The sequence below is a fragment of the Salegentibacter sediminis genome (assembly GCF_002078605.1).
Lineage (GTDB): Bacteria > Bacteroidota > Bacteroidia > Flavobacteriales > Flavobacteriaceae > Salegentibacter > Salegentibacter sediminis.
Genome location: NZ_MSJR01000002.1, coordinates 174,931 through 196,422 on the forward strand (window position 1 = coordinate 174,931; position 21,492 = coordinate 196,422).

Annotated in this window: 13 protein-coding genes; 6 read left to right on the forward strand and 7 right to left on the reverse strand. The window is 40.9% G+C overall.

The window, feature by feature from the left end; translation table 11 throughout:
* The first annotated feature begins 3 nt into the window (after nucleotides 1-3).
* The 3 genes from BUW93_RS05105 to BUW93_RS05115 all read left to right on the forward strand — a co-directional run bounded on the left by BUW93_RS05105 (nucleotide 4) and on the right by BUW93_RS05115 (nucleotide 4,613).
* A complete protein-coding gene (locus tag BUW93_RS05105) occupies nucleotides 4-1,824 on the forward strand; it encodes a DUF885 domain-containing protein (RefSeq protein ID WP_110688267.1) in 1,821 nt (606 codons plus the stop codon).
* A 13-nt stretch (nucleotides 1,825-1,837) separates the two neighbouring features.
* On the forward strand, nucleotides 1,838-2,833 hold the full coding sequence (locus BUW93_RS05110; protein ID WP_110688268.1) for an aldose epimerase family protein: 996 nt from the start codon (nucleotides 1,838-1,840) through the stop codon (nucleotides 2,831-2,833).
* A gap of 103 nt (nucleotides 2,834-2,936) precedes the next feature.
* Complete coding sequence (locus BUW93_RS05115) at nucleotides 2,937-4,613, forward strand: sodium/sugar symporter (protein ID WP_081209823.1); 1,677 nt, start codon at nucleotides 2,937-2,939, stop codon at nucleotides 4,611-4,613.
* 14 nt (nucleotides 4,614-4,627) lie between these two features.
* Here the strand turns inward: BUW93_RS05115 and BUW93_RS05120 are convergent, their stop codons facing one another.
* Together BUW93_RS05120 and galK are read right to left on the reverse strand one after the other, a co-directional pair.
* Nucleotides 4,628-5,668 (reverse strand): UDP-glucose--hexose-1-phosphate uridylyltransferase, encoded by a 1,041-nt coding sequence (locus BUW93_RS05120; protein ID WP_081209825.1) that lies wholly within the window; start codon nucleotides 5,666-5,668, stop codon nucleotides 4,628-4,630.
* Nucleotides 5,669-5,672: 4 nt separating this feature from the next.
* A complete protein-coding gene (galK, locus tag BUW93_RS05125) occupies nucleotides 5,673-6,869 on the reverse strand; it encodes a galactokinase (protein WP_081209827.1) in 1,197 nt (398 codons plus the stop codon).
* A 53-nt stretch (nucleotides 6,870-6,922) separates the two neighbouring features.
* Here galK and BUW93_RS05130 point away from each other — a divergent pair, with 53 nt between their 5' ends.
* The 3 genes from BUW93_RS05130 to BUW93_RS05140 all read left to right on the forward strand — a co-directional run bounded on the left by BUW93_RS05130 (nucleotide 6,923) and on the right by BUW93_RS05140 (nucleotide 11,223).
* On the forward strand, nucleotides 6,923-7,627 hold the full coding sequence (locus BUW93_RS05130; protein ID WP_081209829.1) for an NUDIX hydrolase: 705 nt from the start codon (nucleotides 6,923-6,925) through the stop codon (nucleotides 7,625-7,627).
* Between the two features lie 118 nt (nucleotides 7,628-7,745).
* Nucleotides 7,746-8,639, forward strand: coding sequence for a hydroxypyruvate isomerase family protein (locus BUW93_RS05135; protein WP_081209831.1), 894 nt, complete (start codon nucleotides 7,746-7,748; stop codon nucleotides 8,637-8,639).
* 13 nt (nucleotides 8,640-8,652) lie between these two features.
* Nucleotides 8,653-11,223 carry a cellulase family glycosylhydrolase gene (locus BUW93_RS05140; protein WP_110688269.1) on the forward strand — a complete coding sequence of 857 codons (2,571 nt, stop codon included), beginning with the start codon at nucleotides 8,653-8,655 and terminating at the stop codon, nucleotides 11,221-11,223.
* Nucleotides 11,224-11,305: 82 nt separating this feature from the next.
* Here BUW93_RS05140 and BUW93_RS05145 read toward each other — a convergent pair whose 3' ends face one another.
* The 5 genes from BUW93_RS05145 to BUW93_RS05165 all read right to left on the reverse strand — a co-directional run bounded on the left by BUW93_RS05145 (nucleotide 11,306) and on the right by BUW93_RS05165 (nucleotide 21,393).
* Nucleotides 11,306-13,861 carry an adenosylcobalamin-dependent ribonucleoside-diphosphate reductase gene (locus BUW93_RS05145; protein ID WP_081209835.1) on the reverse strand — a complete coding sequence of 852 codons (2,556 nt, stop codon included), beginning with the start codon at nucleotides 13,859-13,861 and terminating at the stop codon, nucleotides 11,306-11,308.
* Nucleotides 13,862-14,161: 300 nt separating this feature from the next.
* Nucleotides 14,162-15,610 carry an alpha-amylase gene (locus BUW93_RS05150; protein ID WP_081209837.1) on the reverse strand — a complete coding sequence of 483 codons (1,449 nt, stop codon included), beginning with the start codon at nucleotides 15,608-15,610 and terminating at the stop codon, nucleotides 14,162-14,164.
* A 58-nt stretch (nucleotides 15,611-15,668) separates the two neighbouring features.
* A complete protein-coding gene (locus tag BUW93_RS05155) occupies nucleotides 15,669-16,811 on the reverse strand; it encodes a SusF/SusE family outer membrane protein (RefSeq protein WP_081209839.1) in 1,143 nt (380 codons plus the stop codon).
* Between the two features lie 19 nt (nucleotides 16,812-16,830).
* The gene (locus BUW93_RS05160) at nucleotides 16,831-18,426 is read right to left on the reverse strand and encodes a RagB/SusD family nutrient uptake outer membrane protein (RefSeq protein ID WP_081209841.1); all 1,596 of its coding nucleotides are present in this window, start codon (nucleotides 18,424-18,426) and stop codon (nucleotides 16,831-16,833) included.
* 24 nt (nucleotides 18,427-18,450) lie between these two features.
* Nucleotides 18,451-21,393: a SusC/RagA family TonB-linked outer membrane protein gene (locus BUW93_RS05165; protein ID WP_081209843.1), complete on the reverse strand. Its 2,943-nt coding sequence runs from the start codon at nucleotides 21,391-21,393 to the stop codon at nucleotides 18,451-18,453.
* Nucleotides 21,394-21,492 lie beyond the last annotated feature (99 nt).

Sequence of the window (21,492 nt, forward strand, 5' to 3'; positions counted from 1 at the left end):
TTAATGAATTTCAGAATAAAAAAACAATATATAATAATCCTTCTGCTGGGAGTTCTTGTTGCTTGCGGAGAAGAAAAAAACCATTATTCGGAAGCTGAAATAGAAAAAGCATCAGCTGAACTCAACCAGTATTTTGAAAAGGAGTTTCAGAAGGATGTAGATGATTCCCCGATGTTGCAAACCCGTTTGGGAGACAAATCGAATTATGGCAAATGGGATGATCTTTCTCACCTGAAATATGCTGAAGATCTAAAAAAGGCCAAAAAACGCCTTGAATACCTTAAAATGGTTGATGTGGAGGCCCTAAACGAAGAGACCCGTTTAAGCTACAGGCTTTATAAACAACAAATCGAAAATGAGATCGCCGATTATGATTATCGGTTCTACAATTATCCCGTAAACCAGATGCATGGATACCAGGCAGAGCTGCCTGCCTTTCTTATCAACATGCATCGTATCGATTCGGTGAGTGATGCCAGGGCATATATTTCGCGCCTGGAAGGTTTTCCCGGTTTGATAGAGGATATTATAGGCAATATAAAAATAAGGGAGCAGAATGGAATAGTTCCTCCCAAATTCGTTTTTGACAAAGTGCTGGAGGACAGCAGGAATATTATAAAAGGAAAGCCCTTCGGTAAGGCCAGCGAGCGAAGTGTGCTGTTAAATGACTTTTATACAAAAGTTCAGAAATTAAATATTTCTGGCGAGGAAAAACGAAAACTCATAAGCGATGCTGAACAGGCTCTTATCGATAAGGTAAAGCCCGCTTACGAAAACCTGATCGCTACCCTGGAAAATCAACAAAAGCGTGCAACCACTGAGGATGGTGCCTGGAAGTTTCCGAAAGGAAATGAATTTTATAATAATGCATTAAAGAGAATTACCACCACCAATCTTACTGCGGAAGAAATTCATGAGATGGGGAAATCTGAAGTAGCCAGGATCCATGCAGAAATGGAGGTTCTTATGGAGGATGTTGGTTTTGAGGGCTCCATGCAGGAATTCTTTCAATTTATGCGGGAAGATCCTCAATTCTATTATGAAGATTCCCCTGAAGGCCGTGAAAAGTACCTCGCTGAAGCCACCGATATTATCAACACCATGAAAGGGCGACTTGATGAACTCTTTTTAACCCAGCCCGAAGCCGATATTGTGGTAAAGGCAGTAGAGCCTTTTAGAGAACGTAGCGCCGGAAAAGCTTTTTATCAGCAACCGGCTAAAGACGGTTCAAGGCCCGGCATCTATTATGCTAATTTATATGATATGAAGGCTATGCCCATCTATCAAATGGAAGCTCTGGCCTACCACGAGGGAATTCCCGGCCATCATATGCAGTTAGCAATTGCCCAGGAACTGGAAAATATTCCTGAATTCAGGAAGCATAGCTTTTATACTGCCTATATTGAAGGATGGGGGTTATACAGTGAGTTGGTTCCAAAAGAAATAGGTTTTTATGAAGATCCATATTCAGATTTTGGAAGGCTTGCCATGGAACTTTGGCGTTCCTGCAGGTTAGTCGTAGATACCGGAATTCACGCTAAAAAATGGACCAGGGAGGAAGCTATTGACTATTATAAACAAAACACCCCGAATGCTGAAAGTGATGCCATTAAAATGGTGGAAAGACATATTGTCATGCCAGGGCAGGCTACAGCATATAAAGTAGGTATGAATAAGATACTTGAGTTAAGAGAAACCGCAATGACCGAATTAGATGATGATTTTGATATTAGGGAATTTCACGATGTGGTTTTATTGAATGGAGCGATGCCGTTAAATATTCTCGAGGAAAGAGTGATGAACTGGATAGAAGAGAAAAACTAATTAATTAGAAATATTGGAAACGATCACAGAAAAAGAATTGAAAACCATTCAATTGTTGAACAAACAACAAAGCAAGCTTGAAATTCTTAATTATGGAGCGGCCATTCTTAGTTTTATAATTAAAGATAAAAAGGGAAAACCCACCAATGTGATAGTTTCTCCTAAAGCTACTGAATTTGTTAAGCCGGTATATAAAAACCATAATAAATGTTTTGGGGCCTCTGTAGGGCGTTACGCCGGCCGTATCTCCGGCGGAAAATTTAAACTGGATGACCAAAGCTTTGAGCTTCAGCAGAAAAATGGAGTTCACCTTCACGGCGGAGAATATGGGTTTCAGTATAAAATATGGAAAATAGAAGAACAGACTTCCGGAGAAAATCCATCGGTTACACTTTCATATTTCAGTGAAGATGGGGAAGAGGGCTACCCCGGAAATTTAAAGGCATCAGTGAAATACTGCCTCACCGAAGAAAATGAAATTTTAATCGAATACACTGCTACCAGCGATAAGAAAACCGTCGTTAACCTAACTAATCATGCTTATTTTAACCTGAATGGAGAAGGAAGTGTGAGTGATCATTTTCTTCAAATCTCAGCAAATAAAATTCTTCAGGTGAATGAGCAAATGCTGCCAACTGGGGATTTGGTGAAACTTAAAAATAAACCAAAGGATTTTAGCAAGAGCAAGCTTATCGGAAATCGCCCGTTAGACGATAGTTTTGTTCTCAATAATGAGAAGAATGAAAATGCAGCGGTGCTGTTTGCCCCATTAACCGGAATAAAGATGGAAGTCAAAACCAATCAGCCCGCGCTGGTGGCTTATGCTCCCGAGGAACTGCCGGATGATTTGGAGTATAAAACCCTGATTTCTAAAGAGTATCCTTCTATTTGCCTGGAATCCCAAAATTTTCCTGATTCTCCTAATTTCAGGAATTTTCCATCGAGCGTTCTTATACCCGGGGAGAGGTATTCTAACCAGATTTCTCTAAATTTTAAGGTTGTTTCCTAATATGATTAATAAGAGTAATTATTACATTTATTAATTATTTAATCCTATATTTAACAGGTTTTTTCGGGGCACATAAAAGCTTTTCATAATAATAAATAAAAGTATGGAGTTTGGATTTTTAGATCAACTGGTTTTTGTTGGATATGCCTTAAGTATCGTTGCGATAGGTTTGTGGGTTTCCCGGGGAAAGGGAAGTACTTCTGAAGATTATTTCCTGGCAGGTAAATCGCTTCCCTGGTGGGCTATTGGAGCTTCACTAATCGCTGCCAATATCTCGGCAGAGCAATTCATAGGAATGTCGGGATCTGGTTTTGCCATAGGTCTTGCCATCGCCTCCTACGAATGGATGGCAGCCTTAACGCTTCTCATTGTAGGTAAGTTTTTCCTGCCTATTTTCATCAAGAAAGGATTGTATACTATTCCTGAATTTGTGGAGGTACGGTATGGGACAAGCCTCAAAACTATCCTTGCCGTTTTCTGGATCGCTCTTTTCATTTTTGTAAACCTCACCTCGGTATTATATCTGGGAGCTACCGCCCTGGATACGATTATTGGTGATGGCGATGGTTCCATATTCCTTTATTCAATCTTTGGACTTGCTCTTTTCGCCGCAGCCTACTCGCTCTATGGAGGGCTTTCGGCGGTAGCCTGGACCGATGTTGTCCAGGTTATATTACTTATTATAGGTGGGTTGATCATGACTTATATTGCTCTTGATAATGTTACTGATGGAGGCGGAGTTATAAACGGAATGCTTTCTATTTATGAGCAGGTACCAGACAAGTTTTCTATGATTCTTGAAAGAGGCGAGATTATCACGCCAAATGGGAAAGATGCCTGGTGGGACCTTCCTGGGCTGGCTGTACTTATTGGTGGTATGTGGGTAGCTAACCTTTATTACTGGGGCTTTAACCAGTATATAATTCAAAGAACCCTGGCAGCAAAAAGCTTAAGGGAGTCTCAAAAAGGAATTGTTTTAGCTGCTTTTCTAAAGCTTGTTATACCCCTAATAGTGGTAATTCCCGGTATAATCGCCTTTGTGATGAATACAGGACCAAACGGGGAGATTTCTTCTACATTTACCGATATTTCTTTCTTTTCGGGTACGGGAAATGTAATAAACGATAATGCTGCTCCCTGGTTGATAAAGGAATTTATTCCCGCAGGACTTAAAGGCCTTGTATTAGCAGCACTGGCGGCTGCTATTGTATCGTCTGTTGCTTCTATGCTCAACTCTACCGCTACTATATTTACCATGGATATTTATAAGCCCTATTTCCAAAAAGGAAAATCTGAAAAAGGCCTGGTAAAAGTTGGTCGAATCTCTGCTTCTGTTGCCCTTATTATCGCGGTAATTCTGGCTCCCCAATTAAAAAATCTTGGGCAGGTGTTCCAATACATTCAGGAATATACAGGAGTGGTGAGCCCTGGCATCCTGGCGGTATTTATGCTGGGACTTTTTTGGAGAAAAACTACCAATAAGGCTGCCATTTATGGAGTGCTGGCATCTATCCCGATCGCATTTTACTTTAAAATAGGACCGAACGTCTGGATTGATAGTCCCTTCTTCCTTAATCTTCCATTTATGCATCAGATGATGGCGACCTGGCTTCTTACGATGGCGCTTATGCTTATTATTAGTTTGGTGGAAGGCAAGGGTAAAAACCACGAGAAGTCTATTCCTTTAAGTAAGGAATTATTTAAAACAGGTCGTGCGTTCAATATTGGAAGTTTCGCCGTGTTGCTTATCCTGGTTATGCTTTACGCCTTATTCTGGTAAGAAATAAATTTAACTTACCGGATGGAGTAATGTTCATCTGGTAAGTCCCTTAATCTTTGCGCTGCCTGCTCTGCGGTAATATCACGTTGTGGCCCGGCAAACATTTCGTAGCCTACCATGAACTTCTTAACTGTGGCCGAGCGTAATAGCGGGGGGTAAAAACTCATATGGAAATGCCATTCGGGGTGTTCCTGGCCATCGGTGGGCGCCTGGTGTATCCCCGAAGAGTAGGGAAAAGAGGTTTCAAAGAGGTTGTCATATTTAATAGTGAGCTTCTTAATGATTTTTGCAAAATCTACTTCCTCTTCTTTGTTTAACTGCCCGATATGTTGATAATGATTCTTCGGAATTATCATGGCCTCAAAGGGCCATACCGCCCAGTACGGAACCAGTGCAACAAAATGTTTTGTTTCTTCAAGGATGCGTTCCTGTAGTTTTAGCTCCAGGTTGAGGTAATCTTTTAGCAGGCTACGTTTGTTTTCTTCCCAGTGTTTTTTAAGATGTTTGGATTTTTTCTGAACTTCGGTTGGAATTGAATGCTGAGACCAAATCTGCCCATGCGGATGTGGGTTGCTGCACCCCATAATATCACCTTTATTCTCAAAGATCTGCACATAATTAATATTCTCCTCTGCGCCCAGTTCAGCAAATTCTTTTTTCCAGAGTTTTACCACTTCTGTAATATCTTTAATTTCCATTATGGGTAAGGTAAGAGAATGATCTGGTGAGAAACATACCACTTTACAGATTCCGCTTTCAGGTTCGGCCCGCAACAGATCCTGCTCTAAGGCCTCGGAAGGATTTTGTGGCAATAGCGCGGGGAAATCATTTTCAAAAGAAAAAGGTTTTTTGTAATCAGGATTGGTTTTACCACTATTTCGTGTATTTCCCGGACACAGGTAGCAGGAAGGATCGTAAGTTTCTCTTTTTTCCGAGGTATGTTTCTCTGTTTTTCCCTGCCAGGGCCGTTTTGTTCGGTGTGGCGAAACCAGAATCCATTCCCCTGTTAATATATTATACCTTCTGTGTGGAGTGGTATTGATATTTGTGCTCATGATCTTAGTTTCTGGTTATAATGGTACCGGCATCGGCTTCGACAATAATTGGTTCGGGATTTATCCCGAATTTCCCGAAATAGGCTTTGTCTGCTTCCTCGATAAATTTATCAATTTTATCGGTCTCAATAAGATTGATAGTACAACCTCCAAATCCTCCGCCCATCATCCGGGCACCATAAATAAATTCCTTATCCCGGGAAAAATCGACGAGAAAATCCAACTCGGCACAGCTCACTTCGTATTTATGTTGCAGCTCGTCGTGGGAAGCATACATCAGGTTCCCAAATTCTGTGACATTACCATTTTTAATTGCTTCGGCAGCTTTTTGAACTCTTTTGTTTTCCTCGATCACATAGCTGCATCGCTCATAGATTTTGCCGGGTAATTTATCTTTAGAATTTTCAAGCATTTGCTCATCAATATCGCGCAGACTTTTTACTTCAGGATGAGTTTTAGCAATAATTCTTACACCTTCTTCGCATTCCTGCCTGCGGGAATTGTATTTGCTATCGGCCAGACTGTGGGAAACCCTGGTGTTCAGCAATAATATTTTACAATTTCTGAAATCGGCCGGAATATATTCAGCATCGAGGCTCTCACAATCAAGAAGAATTAAATGATCTTTTCTGCTCATCACCGAGGCATATTGATCCATTATTCCGCAGTTGGAACCAACAAAATTATGTTCGGCCCGTTGAGCGAGTTTAATGATGTCAATTTTGCTTAGCTTAAGTTCAAACAATTCGTTTAGCCCACTGGCCAGGCCACATTCCAGGGCTGCTGATGAGCTTATTCCTGCCCCAATGGGCAGTTCACTTTTTAGAACACAATCGAAACCGCTGAGCTGTTTCCCTAGTTGCTGTATCTCATTTACAACCCCCAGAATATAGTTTTCCCAGGGGTTTTTACTTTTTGTGATCTTTTGCAAATTTAACTGAAAAGAGGAATTATAGGTTTCGCTATAAATTCGGCAAAGCGATGCTGAATTGTTTTTACCCAGCTTAAAATAGATCTTCTTGTCAATTGCAGTGGGCATCACAAAACCCTGGTTATAATCGGTATGTTCTCCAATGAGGTTTATGCGTCCGGGGGACTCAATTTCCACCTGAACTTTAAAATCTTTAAAATTGCCGTCGCTATGCAAAATCTGAAAATTTATATGAGTTTCAAAGATAATAAATGTAAAATTTACATTCATTTAAATATCCATAAATTTTTCTTTTTACCTATCTTTAAGGAAAATTTAAATGGATGCCCGAAACTACAGTAGACTTTTACAAGCCCAGTGATAAAATGTACGTTGCCACAGATTGTTTGATCTTTGGTTTTGATGAGGGACAACTTAAATTGCTGGTTTTTAAACGGAGAGTCGAACCCAGGAAAGGAGAATGGTCTTTAATAGGCAGTTTTGTGAATTTGGATGAAGATGTAGATGAGGCTGCTAAAAGAGTTCTGGCCGAAATCACCGGCCTGGAAAATGTTTTTATGGAGCAGCTAGGTGCGTATGGGGCGGCTGAACGGGATCCCGGATATAGGACTATTTCTATTGTGCAGTATGCCCTGATAAGGATAAATGATTATGACAAAAAGCTGGTTGAATCTCATGGCGCTCATTGGTTCGATATAAATGAGGTGCCCGGACTTGTCCTGGATCATGATATGATGTTGGCCGATGGCCTTGAGAAATTACGAAGAAAAGCCCGGTATCAACCTATTGGATTTGAGCTTCTTCCCGAAAAATTTACCATTCCCCAGTTGCAAAAACTCTATGAAGTTATTTATCAGAAGGAACTGGATGGAAGAAACTTCAGAAAAAAACTTCTTTCTCTTAATGTGCTTATAAAACTTGATGAAAAAGACAAGTCTACCTCCCGCCGGGGAGCATTTCTGTATAAATTTGATCACAAAAACTATCAGAAACTATTGAAATCGGGTTACAACTTCGAAATCACCTGATAGATACCGCTGAATGTTAAATCTAAAATTCTTGTTAAAAAATTAAGGCTTAAATTTTTGTTTTTAATAATATAATTGTAAAATTTACATTTATAGAAATTACAAAAAGAAATTAGTTATGGGCAACAAGTATTCCAGGCGTGATGCGCTTAAAACCATGGTATTGGGGTCGGGAGCTCTTAGTATTGGCGGAGTAGTTTCCTCTTTTGCAGCCATTAATTTTATCGATAAGCACCAGGCTGATAAAAAGAATCTCAATATTAATCACTCTGTGTGTCGCTGGTGTTTCCAGGATATTCCCTTGAATAAATTCGCTCAGGAATGTGCAGCTTTAGGGATAAGCGCTATAGATCTTTTAAAACCTTCGGAATGGGATACCGTTGAAAAACACGGCCTGGTTTGCTCTATGGCGACCGATGATTTTGCTGATATAGAAAACGGATTTAATGCTCCTGAAAATCACGAAACTTTGCAGAAAAATTATAAAGGACTCATTGAAAAAGCTTCAGAACATAATATAAAAAATGTTATAGTATTCTCCGGCAACCGCCGGGGGAGGGATGAGAAAACGGGGATAAGAAACTGCGTGGCCGGTCTAAAGCCCTTGCTGAAATATGCCGAAAGAAAAAATGTTAATCTGGTTATGGAACTTCTTAACAGCAAGGTGGATCATGCCGATTATATGTGCGATAACACTGAATGGGGAGTAGCACTTGCCGATGAACTCAATGCCCCTAACTTTAAATTGCTCTATGACATTTACCATATGCAGGTTATGGAAGGCGATATAATCGCTACCATTAAAAAGCATCACAAACATATTGCCCATTACCACACTGCCGGTGTTCCCGGCCGGAATGAAATCAATGATAGCCAGGAACTAAATTATTCGGCAATTATGAACGCAATTGTGGAAACCGGGTTTGATGGTTATGTTGCCCAGGAATTTATTCCAACTTACGATAATAAAATGGTGGCTTTGAAAGAGGCTATTGAAATATGTGATGTATAAAACTTTTTAGAAAATGGTTTTAAGACTACTTGTGATGTGCCTGGCCCTTTTTTTTTCGCAGGCTATCTTTTCTCAGGAAAAAGGAAATGTGTATGTAGATGATGAAGGCCTTATGAGATGGGAGCACAACAAGGAAGAAGTCAAAGGATTTGGGGTAAATTATTCGGTTCCTTTTGCCCACGCTTATCGCAGCGGCCAGAAATTGGATGTTGACCTAAAAGAAGCCATAGATAAGGATGTATATCATTTTTCAAGGCTGGGTTTTGACCTTTACAGAATTCACGTTTGGGACACCGAAATTAGTGATGAAGAAGGAAATTTGCTGGAAAACGAACATTTGGAAACCTTCGATTATCTCCTAAAACAATTAAAAAACAGGGGGATAAATTTTGTGATTACTCCCATTGCATATTGGGGCAACGGTTGGCCTGAACCCGATAAGGATACTCCCGGCTTCTCCCATAAATATGGAAAAGCAGAAAGCCTTACCGATTCCGGGGCTATAAAAGCACAGCAAAATTACCTGGCAGAGTTCTTAAACCACGTGAACCCATACACCGGTGTGGCCTATAAAAATGAACCGAATATTATCGCTTTTGAAATAAGTAATGAACCGCACCACAGGGGCAAACCTGCAGAGGTGACAGAATTTATTCAGAAGATGGTTGATGCAATGCGCAGTTCGGGTACCGAAAAACCTGTTTTTTACAATGTTACTCATAGTATCAACCTGGCCGAAGCCTACTTTGATGCCGATATTCAAGGGGGAACTTTCCAATGGTATCCTACCGGGCTGGGTTTTCAGAAGGAACTGGAAGGCAATTTACTGCCAAATGTAAACGAGTATAAGATCCCATTTGATGAGGTAATCACCAAAAATAGGGCAGCTAAACTGGTTTATGAATTCGATGCTGCCGATGTGAATAAATCCTATATCTATCCTGCGATGGCCCGTAGTTTTAGAGAGGCCGGCATTCAAATCGGGACACATTTTGCTTATGAGCCTACTTACCTGGCCCACGGGAATACAGAGTACAACACCCATTATATGAACCTGGCGTATACGCCCCAAAAGGCCCTGGCCTTAATGATCGCCGGTGAGATATTCCATAGGGTTCCACTTAACAGTGATTTCGGAACTTATCCCGATAATTTAAAATTCAAGGATTTTGAGGTTAGTTATGAAAAGGATCTGGCGGTTTTAAATTCAGAAGAGAAATTTATCTATTCCAACACAAACTCTCTACTGCCACGGTCTGTTAAAGAATTAAAACTGATTGCCGGCTACGGGAATTCAGAAGTGGTAAAATATGAAGGCCAGGGGGCTTATTTTCTCGATAAAATACAGGATGGCGTTTGGCGATTAGAGGTGATACCCGATGCGATTTTGGTAGATAATCCGTTTGGTACTAACAGCCTGGAGAAAACAGTGAGCGTTATCAATTGGAAAGAATGGCCAATGAGCCTGGATCTGCCAGATTTGTCTGATGAGTTTATTCTTGAAGCCATAAATCAAGGCAATGATTTTCAAACTATAGCTTCTAAAAATACTTTCAATATAAAACCCGGGACCTATCTTCTTAAAAATTCAGATGTAGAATACGACAAAACTTCGGCAGATTTACAAAATTTCAGGCTGGAGGAATTCAGCGCACCAGAGTCTACGGTGGAAAGGACTTATGTAATTCATGAGCCGGTTGAGGTTATTTCTTCGGCTTCAGAATTAGTGATTTCAGCAGAGATCGTTTCCAATGAAATGATCGAAAAGGTGGAAGCCTGGTTGCAAAACGGGAATACTTACGAAAGCATAGCCTTGGAAAATAAAAACGGCTACACTTATTCGGCTGAGGTTTCGGAAAAATTATTAACCCATGGGTTTTTACAGTATAGAATTATCGTTAAAACCGAATCGGGAGATTATACCTTCCCGGGAAATGTAACAGGCAACCCGGGGGAGTGGGATTTTCTTTCTTCTGAAGAATATAAAGTGAAAATTGTTCAAGAGGATACCCCACTTGTTCTTTTTAATGCAATAGAGGACGAAGATTATGTAGTAGGAGAGTGGTTGCCGACTCTAAATCTGGTGCCTACTCATAATGCAGGTGAAGCCGAATTTCAGGTGAATGTAGAGGAATTATACAGAAAAGATATTGAAAACCCAGAGGCTACTCCAATTTATGATTATTCCTTCAAATATAATTTCAATAGAAAAACCGAAGGAAGAAGAGCTGAATTTGCAGGGAAAAATAAATTAGTAGTTAAAGCCAGAGCTTTAAATCAAAAAAATTCAAAACTGCAGGTAGCTTTACTGATGAAAAATGGAGCTGCTTTTGGTACGATTCTCAGCCTGAGTCCGGAAACCAGAGAATATGAGATCCCCATTTCAGACTTAGAGCCGGTGAAAACGATTAGCCTCCCAAGACCTTATCCTTCATTTCTGCCTTATTATTTCGAACATAATAATTTGAAGACTTTTGATATTGAGGAGGTGGAGAGCCTTCAGTTTTCTATCGGGCCTGGCCTGAATGAAAAGGAAAAATTAGAGAAGCACGGTGTTGGAATTATAAGCGTATCGCTTAAATAGCAAATTAAAATCTGCCATAATACAAAAAGGTCTTTCAGAATTACTGAAAGACCTTTCTTTAATCTAATCCTACAAGAGTTGTCTATCCACATTTGGAAGAACCGCAGTCCTGACAGGTAAGGCAGCCTTCCTGATACATAAGATTAGATGAGCCGCAATTGCTGCATTTTTGTTTTGGAGCCAGGGTACCATCGGCGACATAACGCTTCAGGGCTCTTGCCACACCATTTTTCCAGGTGTTTATAGACTCGCTATCCAGTTGCAGGCTGTTGATGAGGTCTACCACCTTTTCAATAGACATTCCGTGGCGCAAGGTACTTGAAATAAGTTTTGCGTAGTTCCAGTATTCAGGATTAAACTTATGTGATAATCCTTCAATGGTAGTTTTATAGCCTCGCTTGTTCTGGTACTGAAAATCATACCTTGAGGTTCCGTCTTCGTTTCTGTTCTTGATAATCAGTCCTTCGTTTACCCATCGTGGGATAAGAATTCCATCCTCGTCATCAGAAAATCCGGTAAAGATCTCGTAAGGTCTATCGTCTATAAGTCCTATAAAGGCAATCCATTTGTCTTTGTTGTTCTGAAACCTAACCACATCGGCAGTAAGAACTTCCGGCCTGGTGGTGGGGAAATGAGAGTGATTTTCTGTTTCTTCCTCTTCTTTTTTATCTTCATTTGACAGGAGAACCCCGCTGCGAGAGCCATCCCGATATACGGTTACCCCTTTACAGCCAGCTTGCCAGGCTTCAAGATAAAGCTGACCTACTAATTCTTCGGTAGCATCGTTTGGAAGGTTAATAGTAACACTAATGGAGTGATCTACCCATTTTTGAACCGCTCCCTGCATACGCACTTTGCTTAACCAGTCTACATCGTTAGAGGTAGCCTGGTAATAAGGAGAAGCTTTTACAAGCTCGTCCAATTCGGCCTGGGTGTAATGGCGGTCTACATCATGGCCATTAATTTTCATCCATTCCTTGAAACGGTGGTGGAAAACCACATACTCTTCCCAGGAATCGCCAACTTCGTCTACAAAATCAACTCGGGAATCTTTATCGTTTGGATTTACTTTTCTTCGGCGCTTATAAACAGGAAGAAAAACAGGTTCGATCCCAGAGGTGGTCTGGGTCATTAGGCTGGTGGTTCCTGTGGGAGCAATGGTAAGTAAGGCGATATTTCTTCGGCCGTACTCCAACATATCATAGTATAATTTTTCATCGGCATCTTTTAGACGGAGAATGAATGGATTGTTCTTTTCTCTTTCTGAGTCGAAGATCCCGAAAGCGCCACGTTCTTTTGCTGCATAAACCGATGCCCGGTAAGCTTCCAGGGCAATGGTCTTATGGATTTCTGTAGAGAAATCTATGCCTTTATCGCTACCGTATTTAATGCCCAGGGCTGCAAGCATATCACCTTCAGCAGTGATACCTATTCCGGTTCTTCTTCCTTCGTTTGCTTTCTTCTGAATATTTAGCCAAAGGTTACGCTCCACCCCTTTTATTTCAAGTCCTTCAGGATCGGCGTCAATTTTTTCAATGATCCTGTCAATCTTTTCGAGTTCAAGATCAATAATATCATCCATAATTCGCTGAGCGGCTGCGATATGTTTTTTGAAAAGATCAAAGTTGAAACTCGCTTTTTCGGTAAATGGATTTTCTACATACGAGAAAAGGTTTATCGCCAATAACCTGCAGGAATCGTAAGGGCAAAGCGGAATTTCCCCACAAGGATTGGTAGATACCGTTTTGTACCCAAGATCGGCATAACAATCTGGCACCGATTCGTTGATAATGGTGTCCCAGAAAAGAATTCCCGGCTCGGCCGATTTCCAGGCGTTATGAATAATCTTTTTCCAAAGTTTATCAGCTTCAATCTCCTTGGTGTTCTTTGGGTTTTCACTGAAGATTGGATATTTCTGAACGTAATTTTTATTGTCTTTTACCGCGCGCATAAATTCATCATCTATACGAACAGAAACATTGGCACCTGTAACTTTGCCCTGTTCCATTTTTGCATTGATGAAATCTTCAGAATCGGGGTGGTTGATAGAAACTGAAAGCATAAGGGCACCACGTCTTCCGTCCTGTGCTACTTCACGCGTAGAATTGGAATACCGCTCCATAAAAGGAACAATTCCGGTAGAGGTAAGAGCTGAATTCTTTACCGCAGAACCTTTAGGACGTATATGAGAAAGGTCATGGCCAACACCACCCCGGCGTTTCATAAGCTGTACCTGCTCCTGATCTATTTTCATAATTCCGCCGTAGGAATCTGAATTTCCATCGTTTCCTATCACGAAACAGTTTGAAAGCGAAGCGATCTGGTACGGATTTCCAATTCCCGCCATCGGACTGCCCTGTGGAACGATATATTTGAAGTCTTTGATAAGATCAAAAACCTCGTCTTCACTCATCGGATTTGGATAACGTTTTTCGATTCGGGCAATTTCTTTTGCGATGCGGCGATGCATATCGTTTGGAGTAAGCTCATAAATATTTCCTTCAGAATCCTTCAGGGCATATTTGTTAACCCATACCCGGGCAGCTAAGTCATCTCCTTTAAAATACTCCAGAGAAGCTTTAAAAGCTTCATCCTGGCTGTAAGTTTTTGGAGGGGCGGTAGTTGTTGGCGCGCTCATATTATATTTAAATTTTCAGGTTAGTAATCCAGTTTTTTGAAATACTGTTTTGTAAATATAGATAAACATACACAACAATTTGCATTATTAAAATAAAAAGTTATCAAAAATGAATTGTTAATAAGCTGTAAATCAGGTGTATAAAAATTTATCAACAGTTAAAAGTTTACAAATTTTGAAAAAAAGGGAAATTAAATTTGGTGAGAAATAAGCTGCTGAATTTGAAGTAAAAAAAGAGGCCGACTAAAAATTAAGCCGGCCTTCTTTGAATTAACACCTATGAAAATTCAAAATAGATTCTTATTTTGAAACAGACCAAATGGCATATCCGTTTGCAGGAGCTTCCAGATTGACTGTTCCGTTTTCATCGGAGGTAGGGATGTATGTTGAGTTACCACTGTAATCTAACAGGCTAACATTTTTCCAATTTGTTTGAACGTTTCTGCGTTTTGTATTCTCGCTGGTGCTAATATATAGAATTAATCCGGGGTTTTCATTATCTCCGTTTCTTTTCATAATATATTCGTCATTATCTACATGGAGAAGTTCTATATCTCCTATGGCCAAACTGTTGTGAATCTCAATTAATTGCTGTATTTCAGCCTTGAAATTGTCATTTTCATAATCGGAATAAAAAATAGTGGGATATCCGGGATGTGTTAAAATAAATGCATAAGCTTTCATTTTATTTTCCACGGAAATATTATTGTCTTCATTACTATCTTTTTCGGTATCATGATTTGCGGTAAAGGTTACTGCTTTATCGGGATGGGTTTTCCATAACATATCTCTTTCGAGGTAAGTAAGATCATTGTGTCGATCAAAGGCCTCATCCAATTTGTAAAAAGTAGCAAAATCAAAGACGCCACTACCGGTTTTCTCTACATAATTAGCCAGGTTCGATGCATTTCCATCCCAAAGCTCGGCTACAGAAAAACCACCTACTTCATCCAGCCAGGCTTTAACCACCCAGGGCTCAAAACCAAGAACATAATCGAACCTCCAGCCATCGAAGCCCATCTCATTCATGTAATATTTGGCCACCGAATTTTCTTTTTTCCATAGCCAATCCTGCACATATTCCTGATTATGATCCAGGTTGGTTTCCTCATAAAACAAACTGCCATCATCATAGGGGCTGGTACTGTTTGGATAAAAATTCTCGTAATCGCGGTTAAACCAGCCTGACGCATTTCCGTTTTCCTCATTAAAAAGGGTCCAGGTTTCTTTTTCCCGATAGGGGTTCCATTCTTTTCCTCCTCCGGAATTATGGTTTATAACGATATCGGCAATTACTTCAAGTCCCAGCTCATGTGATTTTTCTATGAGGCTTTCCAGCTCAGCTCTTGTCCCGAATCTGGTAGGGATAGTTTGGTGCTGATCATATTCCCCAAAGTCGAAGTAATCTGAAGGATCGTACCCCATAGAATAGCCTCCCGATTGGCCTTTGGTAGCTACCGGGAACCATAAACGATCTATCCCTGCATCTGCCCAATCTTCCACTTTTTCTGAAAGTATATTCCACCATTCGTGACGGGGCTCTACATCCCAATAAAAGGTTTGCATCATTACTTTCTGCCCGCTGGAATAATTATTAAGGTCCAGGAATTCCTTTTCGTTTGGTTCTACAGGAACCTCTCCGGAATTGCCCTCATCAGGAACCAGGACGGGATCATCATCTTTGGAACAGGAGGTGAAACTCAAAGCGAGTCCCAAAAACACCGGTAGTATTAATCTTGTTTTTTTCATTTGTTTAGAATTAAAAAAGGCTGCCTTCTGAAGACAGCCTTTTTGTTAAGATATATAATTACTCTGCAGCTTGCGGAATAAGAATATACCGGCCATCAAGTGTGTTAAACCAAATGTCATAAGTTCCGGCAGTTACCGGAATGTTGGCTCCTTTTAATTCACTTAGTCCGCTTATGGGTGTATCACCGCCCCAGTCTACGTCCCAGGCATTATCGGCTCTGAATTTAATTTCTCCATCTGTTAATTCGATATCGTTAACATACCAAATGTGTGGGTCAAAATCAGATTGAGTCATATCCTGATCGGCATCCCAAGCATCAGCGGTGGCGTCTCCAATAACTCCTATTTCATTGTAAACCGTAGCTGCTGTTTCATCGATTTCTTCCCAGGTGTAGGTCATATTATCTACATCTACCATCAGGGAATAATAAGCATCAGCATCAACGCCGAATGCAGAAGGATCATCAGTATCTCCAGGATTTACAGAAAGAACACCATCTGTACCTCCCCATTGTGGTTGCCATTGTCCAGGAATTTCAAGAAGTTTGAAACCTTCAACATCACCACCTCCGGCGAAACGGCCCTGGAAGTAATAAACATTCTCGTTTGCAGGGTCTCTAAACATTGGAGTGTTGTTGTTGTCAGGATCCCATCCTGCTTCGGTAGCGTCCCCTACAAAGTAAAGCTCTCTTTTAGCAGGCTCTGCTTCTTTTCCACTTTCCGGAAGTTCAACACTAAGGTTCTTTACTTCAGAATATTCTTCCAAAGGATTACCTTCTCCAGCACCTGCAAAAGCCCGAACTCTAAAGTAAAGATCTCCGGCATTAGGTTCCTCAGTTGCAGGATCATTATCAAGACCTGCATCTTCGGCCAGGCTTAACATTTGATCTACGGTTACTCCGAGGTTATTTCCTCCTGTATTTCCTAAAATATCGACTACAGTGAAATCGGCATCGGTGCTTCCCTGAAGTTCGTAGGTGATAGTAGTTGGAGCATCAAAGTCTACCTCATTCCATACAAAGCGCTCTGCAAGGTTTTCCCCCGTGCTACTGGTAAGTAAGTATACGTCGGAGAAAGAGTTGGTAAATTCAATCCCTTCTGGATCCGGCTGCGCTACAAATACTATATCATCGTCGCTTGTACATGCATTCAAGCTGATTAACGCGACAAATGCGAATAATAAAATTGAAAGTTTTTTCATTTTTAATGTGATTATAAAATTAATATCCTGGATTTTGTGTTAAGTTGGTGTTTACGCCTAAGTCTGAAGCCGGGATTGGCATAAGGTCTCTGTAAGCTCCTGTAGTAGTTCCCTGAGGAACATTTCCTTTCCATGGCCATACGCCGCGGTCTGAAAATACCCCGAATCTTATGCGATCTGTTCTGCGGTGGCCTTCCCAGTAAAGTTCTCTTGCACGTTCATCAAGGATGAAATCTAAACTAAGATCCCCTTCAGAAATGTTATTGCTTGGATTGCCGTAAGCTCTCTCACGTAAATCATTGATTAATCTGGTTGCTTCAGAAAGACTTCCGCCTCCCCCTTGCAGGTGTGCTTCAGCATACATTAGATAAGCATCGGCCAGGCGGAACATTGGGAAATCGTTATCTGGAAATTCTCCGGTGCTGTCTTTACCGGGATTTCCGTCTACATCTACGTTTTTAAATTTTGTAACGGCATATCCATCGGTAAAGCTGGAGAGGTCATTGATCTCTTTTGTTTGTCCTTCAGTAAAGAACAAAGCTCTGTTATCGGCAGATTCAGCTTCTCCCGGGAACTGTTCTACCAGGGCAGAGGTAGTTCTTAATCCGGCCCAACCGCTGCTAACTCCAAAGTCTGCAGGATCCATATCACCACCTACAGATGCATGAATGAGGAATGCCATTCCGCCGTAACTTTGAGTATTGTTACCATCAAAAGTTATAGGAAAAATAATTTCCTTTTGAGCTCCGTTTTTATCGTTGTCTGCAAGGAAAAGCTTCTGGTAATCATCTACAAGTTCATAGTTGGTATTAATCACTTTTTGAGAATACTCCATAGCCTTATCATATTGGGGAGTCCCGGTATAAACTTCGGCATTAAGATAAAGTTTAGACAACAGCATCCAAACTGCGGCCTGGTTGGCACGTCCATATTCTGCAGAACCTACCGGAGTGATCTCATCCTCAATTGCTTCCAATTCGGTTTTAATGTAAGTGAACAACTCCTGACTTTGAATTTGCTCCGGAAGGAAGGCTCCAATAGGGTCTTCTTCAGTTACAAAAGGAGGATTCCCAAACAAATCTAAAGCATGGTAATAATGAAGTGCTCTAAGGAACCTGGCTTCGGCACGGTAGCCCAGAATATTTTCTCTATCAGCAGCTTCAACTCCTCTGGAATCCAAAAGCTCGGGAGTGGTTTGTCGCAAAAATTCGTTGGTAAGTGCTACCTGGTACATCAATCTAGAGTACATGGTTCTAATAAACTCATTTCCTGAAGTCCAGTTTTGGGCGTGAAGGTCTTTTATGGTACCATCATTCCAACCAATTACTGCATTTTCGGTAGTTAATTCCTGCATCATCCAGTATAGTCTCAAATACTGAGAAAAACCTTCGTCAAGACCTTGCAGGTCGGGATTTCCGGCTGGTCCTTCCTGGCCGCTAACAGCCAGACCGGCATATAGTTTTGCTAAAAACTGCTTGTAAGCCTCGGGGCTATCGAAGGTAGCTTCAGCTGTGCTCCTGTTATCTTCAGGTTGCAATTCCAGGTCGCTCTCGCACGACCAGAATAGGGCCACCCCAAGAAAAACGAGCAGAATTGATTTAAATGTTTTAAACATAGCTAGTATATTATTTTGTTATTATTAAAATATAAGGTTTAGACCAAGTACAACACTGGTAGACCTCGGATAAAAATTATTATCAATCCCATTGGAGATTTCAGGATCAAGCCCGTCATAATCTGTAATGGTCCAAAGGTTGGTCGCAGTTAATGAGGTTCTGAAATCTACTTCTTCACCCGGGAATAAATACCCTAATGAAATGTTATCCAGCTTCACAAAATCTGCTCTTTGTACGTAATAATCTGAAAATAACTGGTTATTCACAAAGTTGCTTTCCAGAACATTGCTATTGAGGTTTGAATAGTAATCCTGAGGAGTTACTGTACCTGCAGTTACAAAACCATTTCCAGACTGGGTATTGTTGTACATATAGTTACCAAAGCTTCCTCTGAAGGTAAAGCTGAAATCCAGGTTTTTATAGTTTATGGTATTGGTGAATCCCATAAAGTAATCTGGATTAGCCTTTTTATAAGGCACTTTGTCGGCTTCGGTAATTTCATTGTCACCGTTCACATCTGCATAAGCCCCTTCAATTGGTTGTCCAGCTTCGTTATAAACCTGGCGGAATACAAAGAAGGTAGAAGGATCGTAACCTTCTTTCCAGATCTGGATGTTGTTACCAACACCACCACTTATACCTCCCTGAGGGATAAAGAAATTTGGGTTTTCACCTAAGGATAGCCTGGTAATCTCCAGGTCCTGGAAGGTGATGTTATAGTTCATATCCCAGTTAAAGTCTTCTTTCTGGATAATAGTTCCATTTAAACCAACTTCAATACCTTTACTTACAGTTTCACCAACGTTGGTCACCAAAAGGTCACTTAGGTTAGCTCCTGCCGGTACCGGTACGGTTGCCAGAAGATCTTCTGTTTCTCTGTAATAAGCCTCAACAGTACCTGAGAGTCTGTTATTGAAGAACCCGAAGTCTACACCCAGGTTATAGGTTTGCAGTTCTTCCCATTTAAGGTCAGCATCAAATTCCTCTGGTCTAAGGGTGTTGTAGAATTGGTTCCCAAACTGGTACCTGGCTGGGCCCACACTAGGTGAGTAGATTCCCATATATCCGTAGTTACTTCCAATTTCCTGGTTACCGGTAACCCCGTAACCTGCTCTTAGTTTTAATTCTGAAAGTGTATTGGAGTCCATTAGGAAGTCCTCATTGTGAATCTTCCAACCCACAGATGCTGCGGGAAAAGTACTCCATTTGTTATCTCCTCCAAATCTGGAAGATCCATCGCGACGAACGCTACCTGAGATCAGGTATTTGTTGGCGATATCAAAACTAGCCCGGGCAAAATAAGACTCCAGGGAATTGCGGTCAATAACTGTAGGCACAACACGGTAACCAGGGTCATCGGCTACGGTGTACTCATCATTATTCTCAATATAGAATTCCTGGTAAGAGTGACCTGCGGTTAAATCCATCTCGGTGTCAAGGGCTTCCAGTTCCGTCTTGTAATTAAAATAAAAATCCAGAAGTGTGTTACGGTTAATCCCTGAGTATTCCTGAGCGTATTCTCTACCTTGAATATATAATCCGTTTCCGGCTGCATAACTTGGGCGGTAATTATGCCCTTCATTTTCTGCATAATCAAAACCGGCATTCACGTTGAATTTTAATTCCGGAAGGAAATGGAACTTATACTCCGCATTTAAATTGGTGATATTTCTCATTGTTTTTCCTCTTCCATCAAGGGTTTCAAGAAGCGCCAAAGGGTTTCTTGTAGCTTGCAATTGAGGAATCACCTGGCCATTGCTCATAGTATTGTGCTCAAAATAGCCTCCAAATGGTAAACTTTCATCATATACCGGTTGAGTAGGGTCAAAAGCCACAGCGGCTCCAATAGCTCCCTGATCTGCGAAACGGTTTTCGTCTACAATACCTTTTGTAGTTAAGGCCAGTTTTAAGTGATTATCAAATAGATCCTGGTTCAATGCGATATTAAGCGCATTTCTTTCGTACACATCGGTTTTTAATACTCCGGTTTGAGAAGTGTGGTTGTAATTTACACGGTAAGAGAAATTTTCAAATCCCTGGGAAGCCGTAAGGTTATGTATTGCCCCAACAGAAGTTTGATAGATCTCGTCCTGCCAGTCGGTTTCAGTATCACCTAAAAGCTCTGGATTTGTACCCGGAGTAGATTCGATAAGTTTTCTGAATTCCTGAGCATTCAAATTATCTACTTTGTCTATAATTCTTCCCGCGGAAACTTTTAAGTCATATTCCAGCTCAAGCGGGCTGCTCTTTTTACCGGTTTTAGTGGTAATAAGAATTACCCCGTTAGATGCACGTGAACCATAAATAGAAGTTGCAGCAGCATCTTTAAGGATTACGAAGTCTTCGATCTCATTAGGGTTAATCGAGTTTAACTGGTTTCTAACCCCCTGAACTCCTCTTTGGTCTAATGGAATACCATCTACTACAATTAGAGGGTCGTTGTTTCCTGAAAGGGACGAGCCTCCACGAATCCTAATCTGGCCACCTTCTCCCGGAGCACCGCCACCTGGAGTAATTCTAACCCCGGCAGATTTACCTGAAAGCAATTGTTCAGGAGAAACTACAGCTCCTTTATTAAAGGACTCAGAAGAAACCTTTTCTACCGATCCGGTCGCATCCTGTTCTGAGGTACTACCATATCCAATTAATACCACTTCTTCCAAAGTAGCAGCATCTTCATCAAGTTGTACATCAAGGGTGGTTTGACCCTCATAAGGAATTTCCTGAGTTGCAAAACCTAAGAAGGAGAAGACAATCACATCTCCCGGTTCTACATTATTAATAGTATAATTCCCGTCAAAATCGGTTACAGTACCGTTGGTGGTTCCTTTCACAATAACGTTTGCGCCCGGGACCGGAAGGCCGGAGGCGCTTTCGCTAACCACCCCGCTAATGCTTTCCTGGGCGAAAAAGCTCATTGGTAGCATAAGGAGCAACATCAACGTGCTTTTGAATAGTGTTTTCATAAATTATTTTATTGATTTAACTAAATATTAATCTTATATTTTTACTTCCTGAGGATAAAAGTAGGTAAATTATAAAGCCTCCAAAGTGATTCTGGTCAC

Bases quoted from the DNA above. Each gene is read 5' to 3' on its own strand.
- BUW93_RS05105 (WP_110688267.1), top strand. From the start codon at position 4: ATGAATTTCAGAATAAAAAAACAATATATAATAATCCTTCTGCTGGGA.
- BUW93_RS05115 (WP_081209823.1), top strand. From the start codon at position 2,937: ATGGAGTTTGGATTTTTAGATCAACTGGTTTTTGTTGGATATGCCTTA.
- BUW93_RS05120 (WP_081209825.1), bottom strand. From the start codon at position 5,668: ATGAGCACAAATATCAATACCACTCCACACAGAAGGTATAATATATTA.
- galK (WP_081209827.1), bottom strand. From the start codon at position 6,869: ATGAATGTAAATTTTACATTTATTATCTTTGAAACTCATATAAATTTT.
- BUW93_RS05130 (WP_081209829.1), top strand. From the start codon at position 6,923: ATGCCCGAAACTACAGTAGACTTTTACAAGCCCAGTGATAAAATGTAC.
- BUW93_RS05135 (WP_081209831.1), top strand. From the start codon at position 7,746: ATGGGCAACAAGTATTCCAGGCGTGATGCGCTTAAAACCATGGTATTG.
- BUW93_RS05140 (WP_110688269.1), top strand. From the start codon at position 8,653: ATGGTTTTAAGACTACTTGTGATGTGCCTGGCCCTTTTTTTTTCGCAG.
- BUW93_RS05145 (WP_081209835.1), bottom strand. From the start codon at position 13,861: ATGAGCGCGCCAACAACTACCGCCCCTCCAAAAACTTACAGCCAGGAT.
- BUW93_RS05150 (WP_081209837.1), bottom strand. From the start codon at position 15,610: ATGAAAAAAACAAGATTAATACTACCGGTGTTTTTGGGACTCGCTTTG.
- BUW93_RS05155 (WP_081209839.1), bottom strand. From the start codon at position 16,811: ATGAAAAAACTTTCAATTTTATTATTCGCATTTGTCGCGTTAATCAGC.
- BUW93_RS05160 (WP_081209841.1), bottom strand. From the start codon at position 18,426: ATGTTTAAAACATTTAAATCAATTCTGCTCGTTTTTCTTGGGGTGGCC.
- BUW93_RS05165 (WP_081209843.1), bottom strand. From the start codon at position 21,393: ATGAAAACACTATTCAAAAGCACGTTGATGTTGCTCCTTATGCTACCA.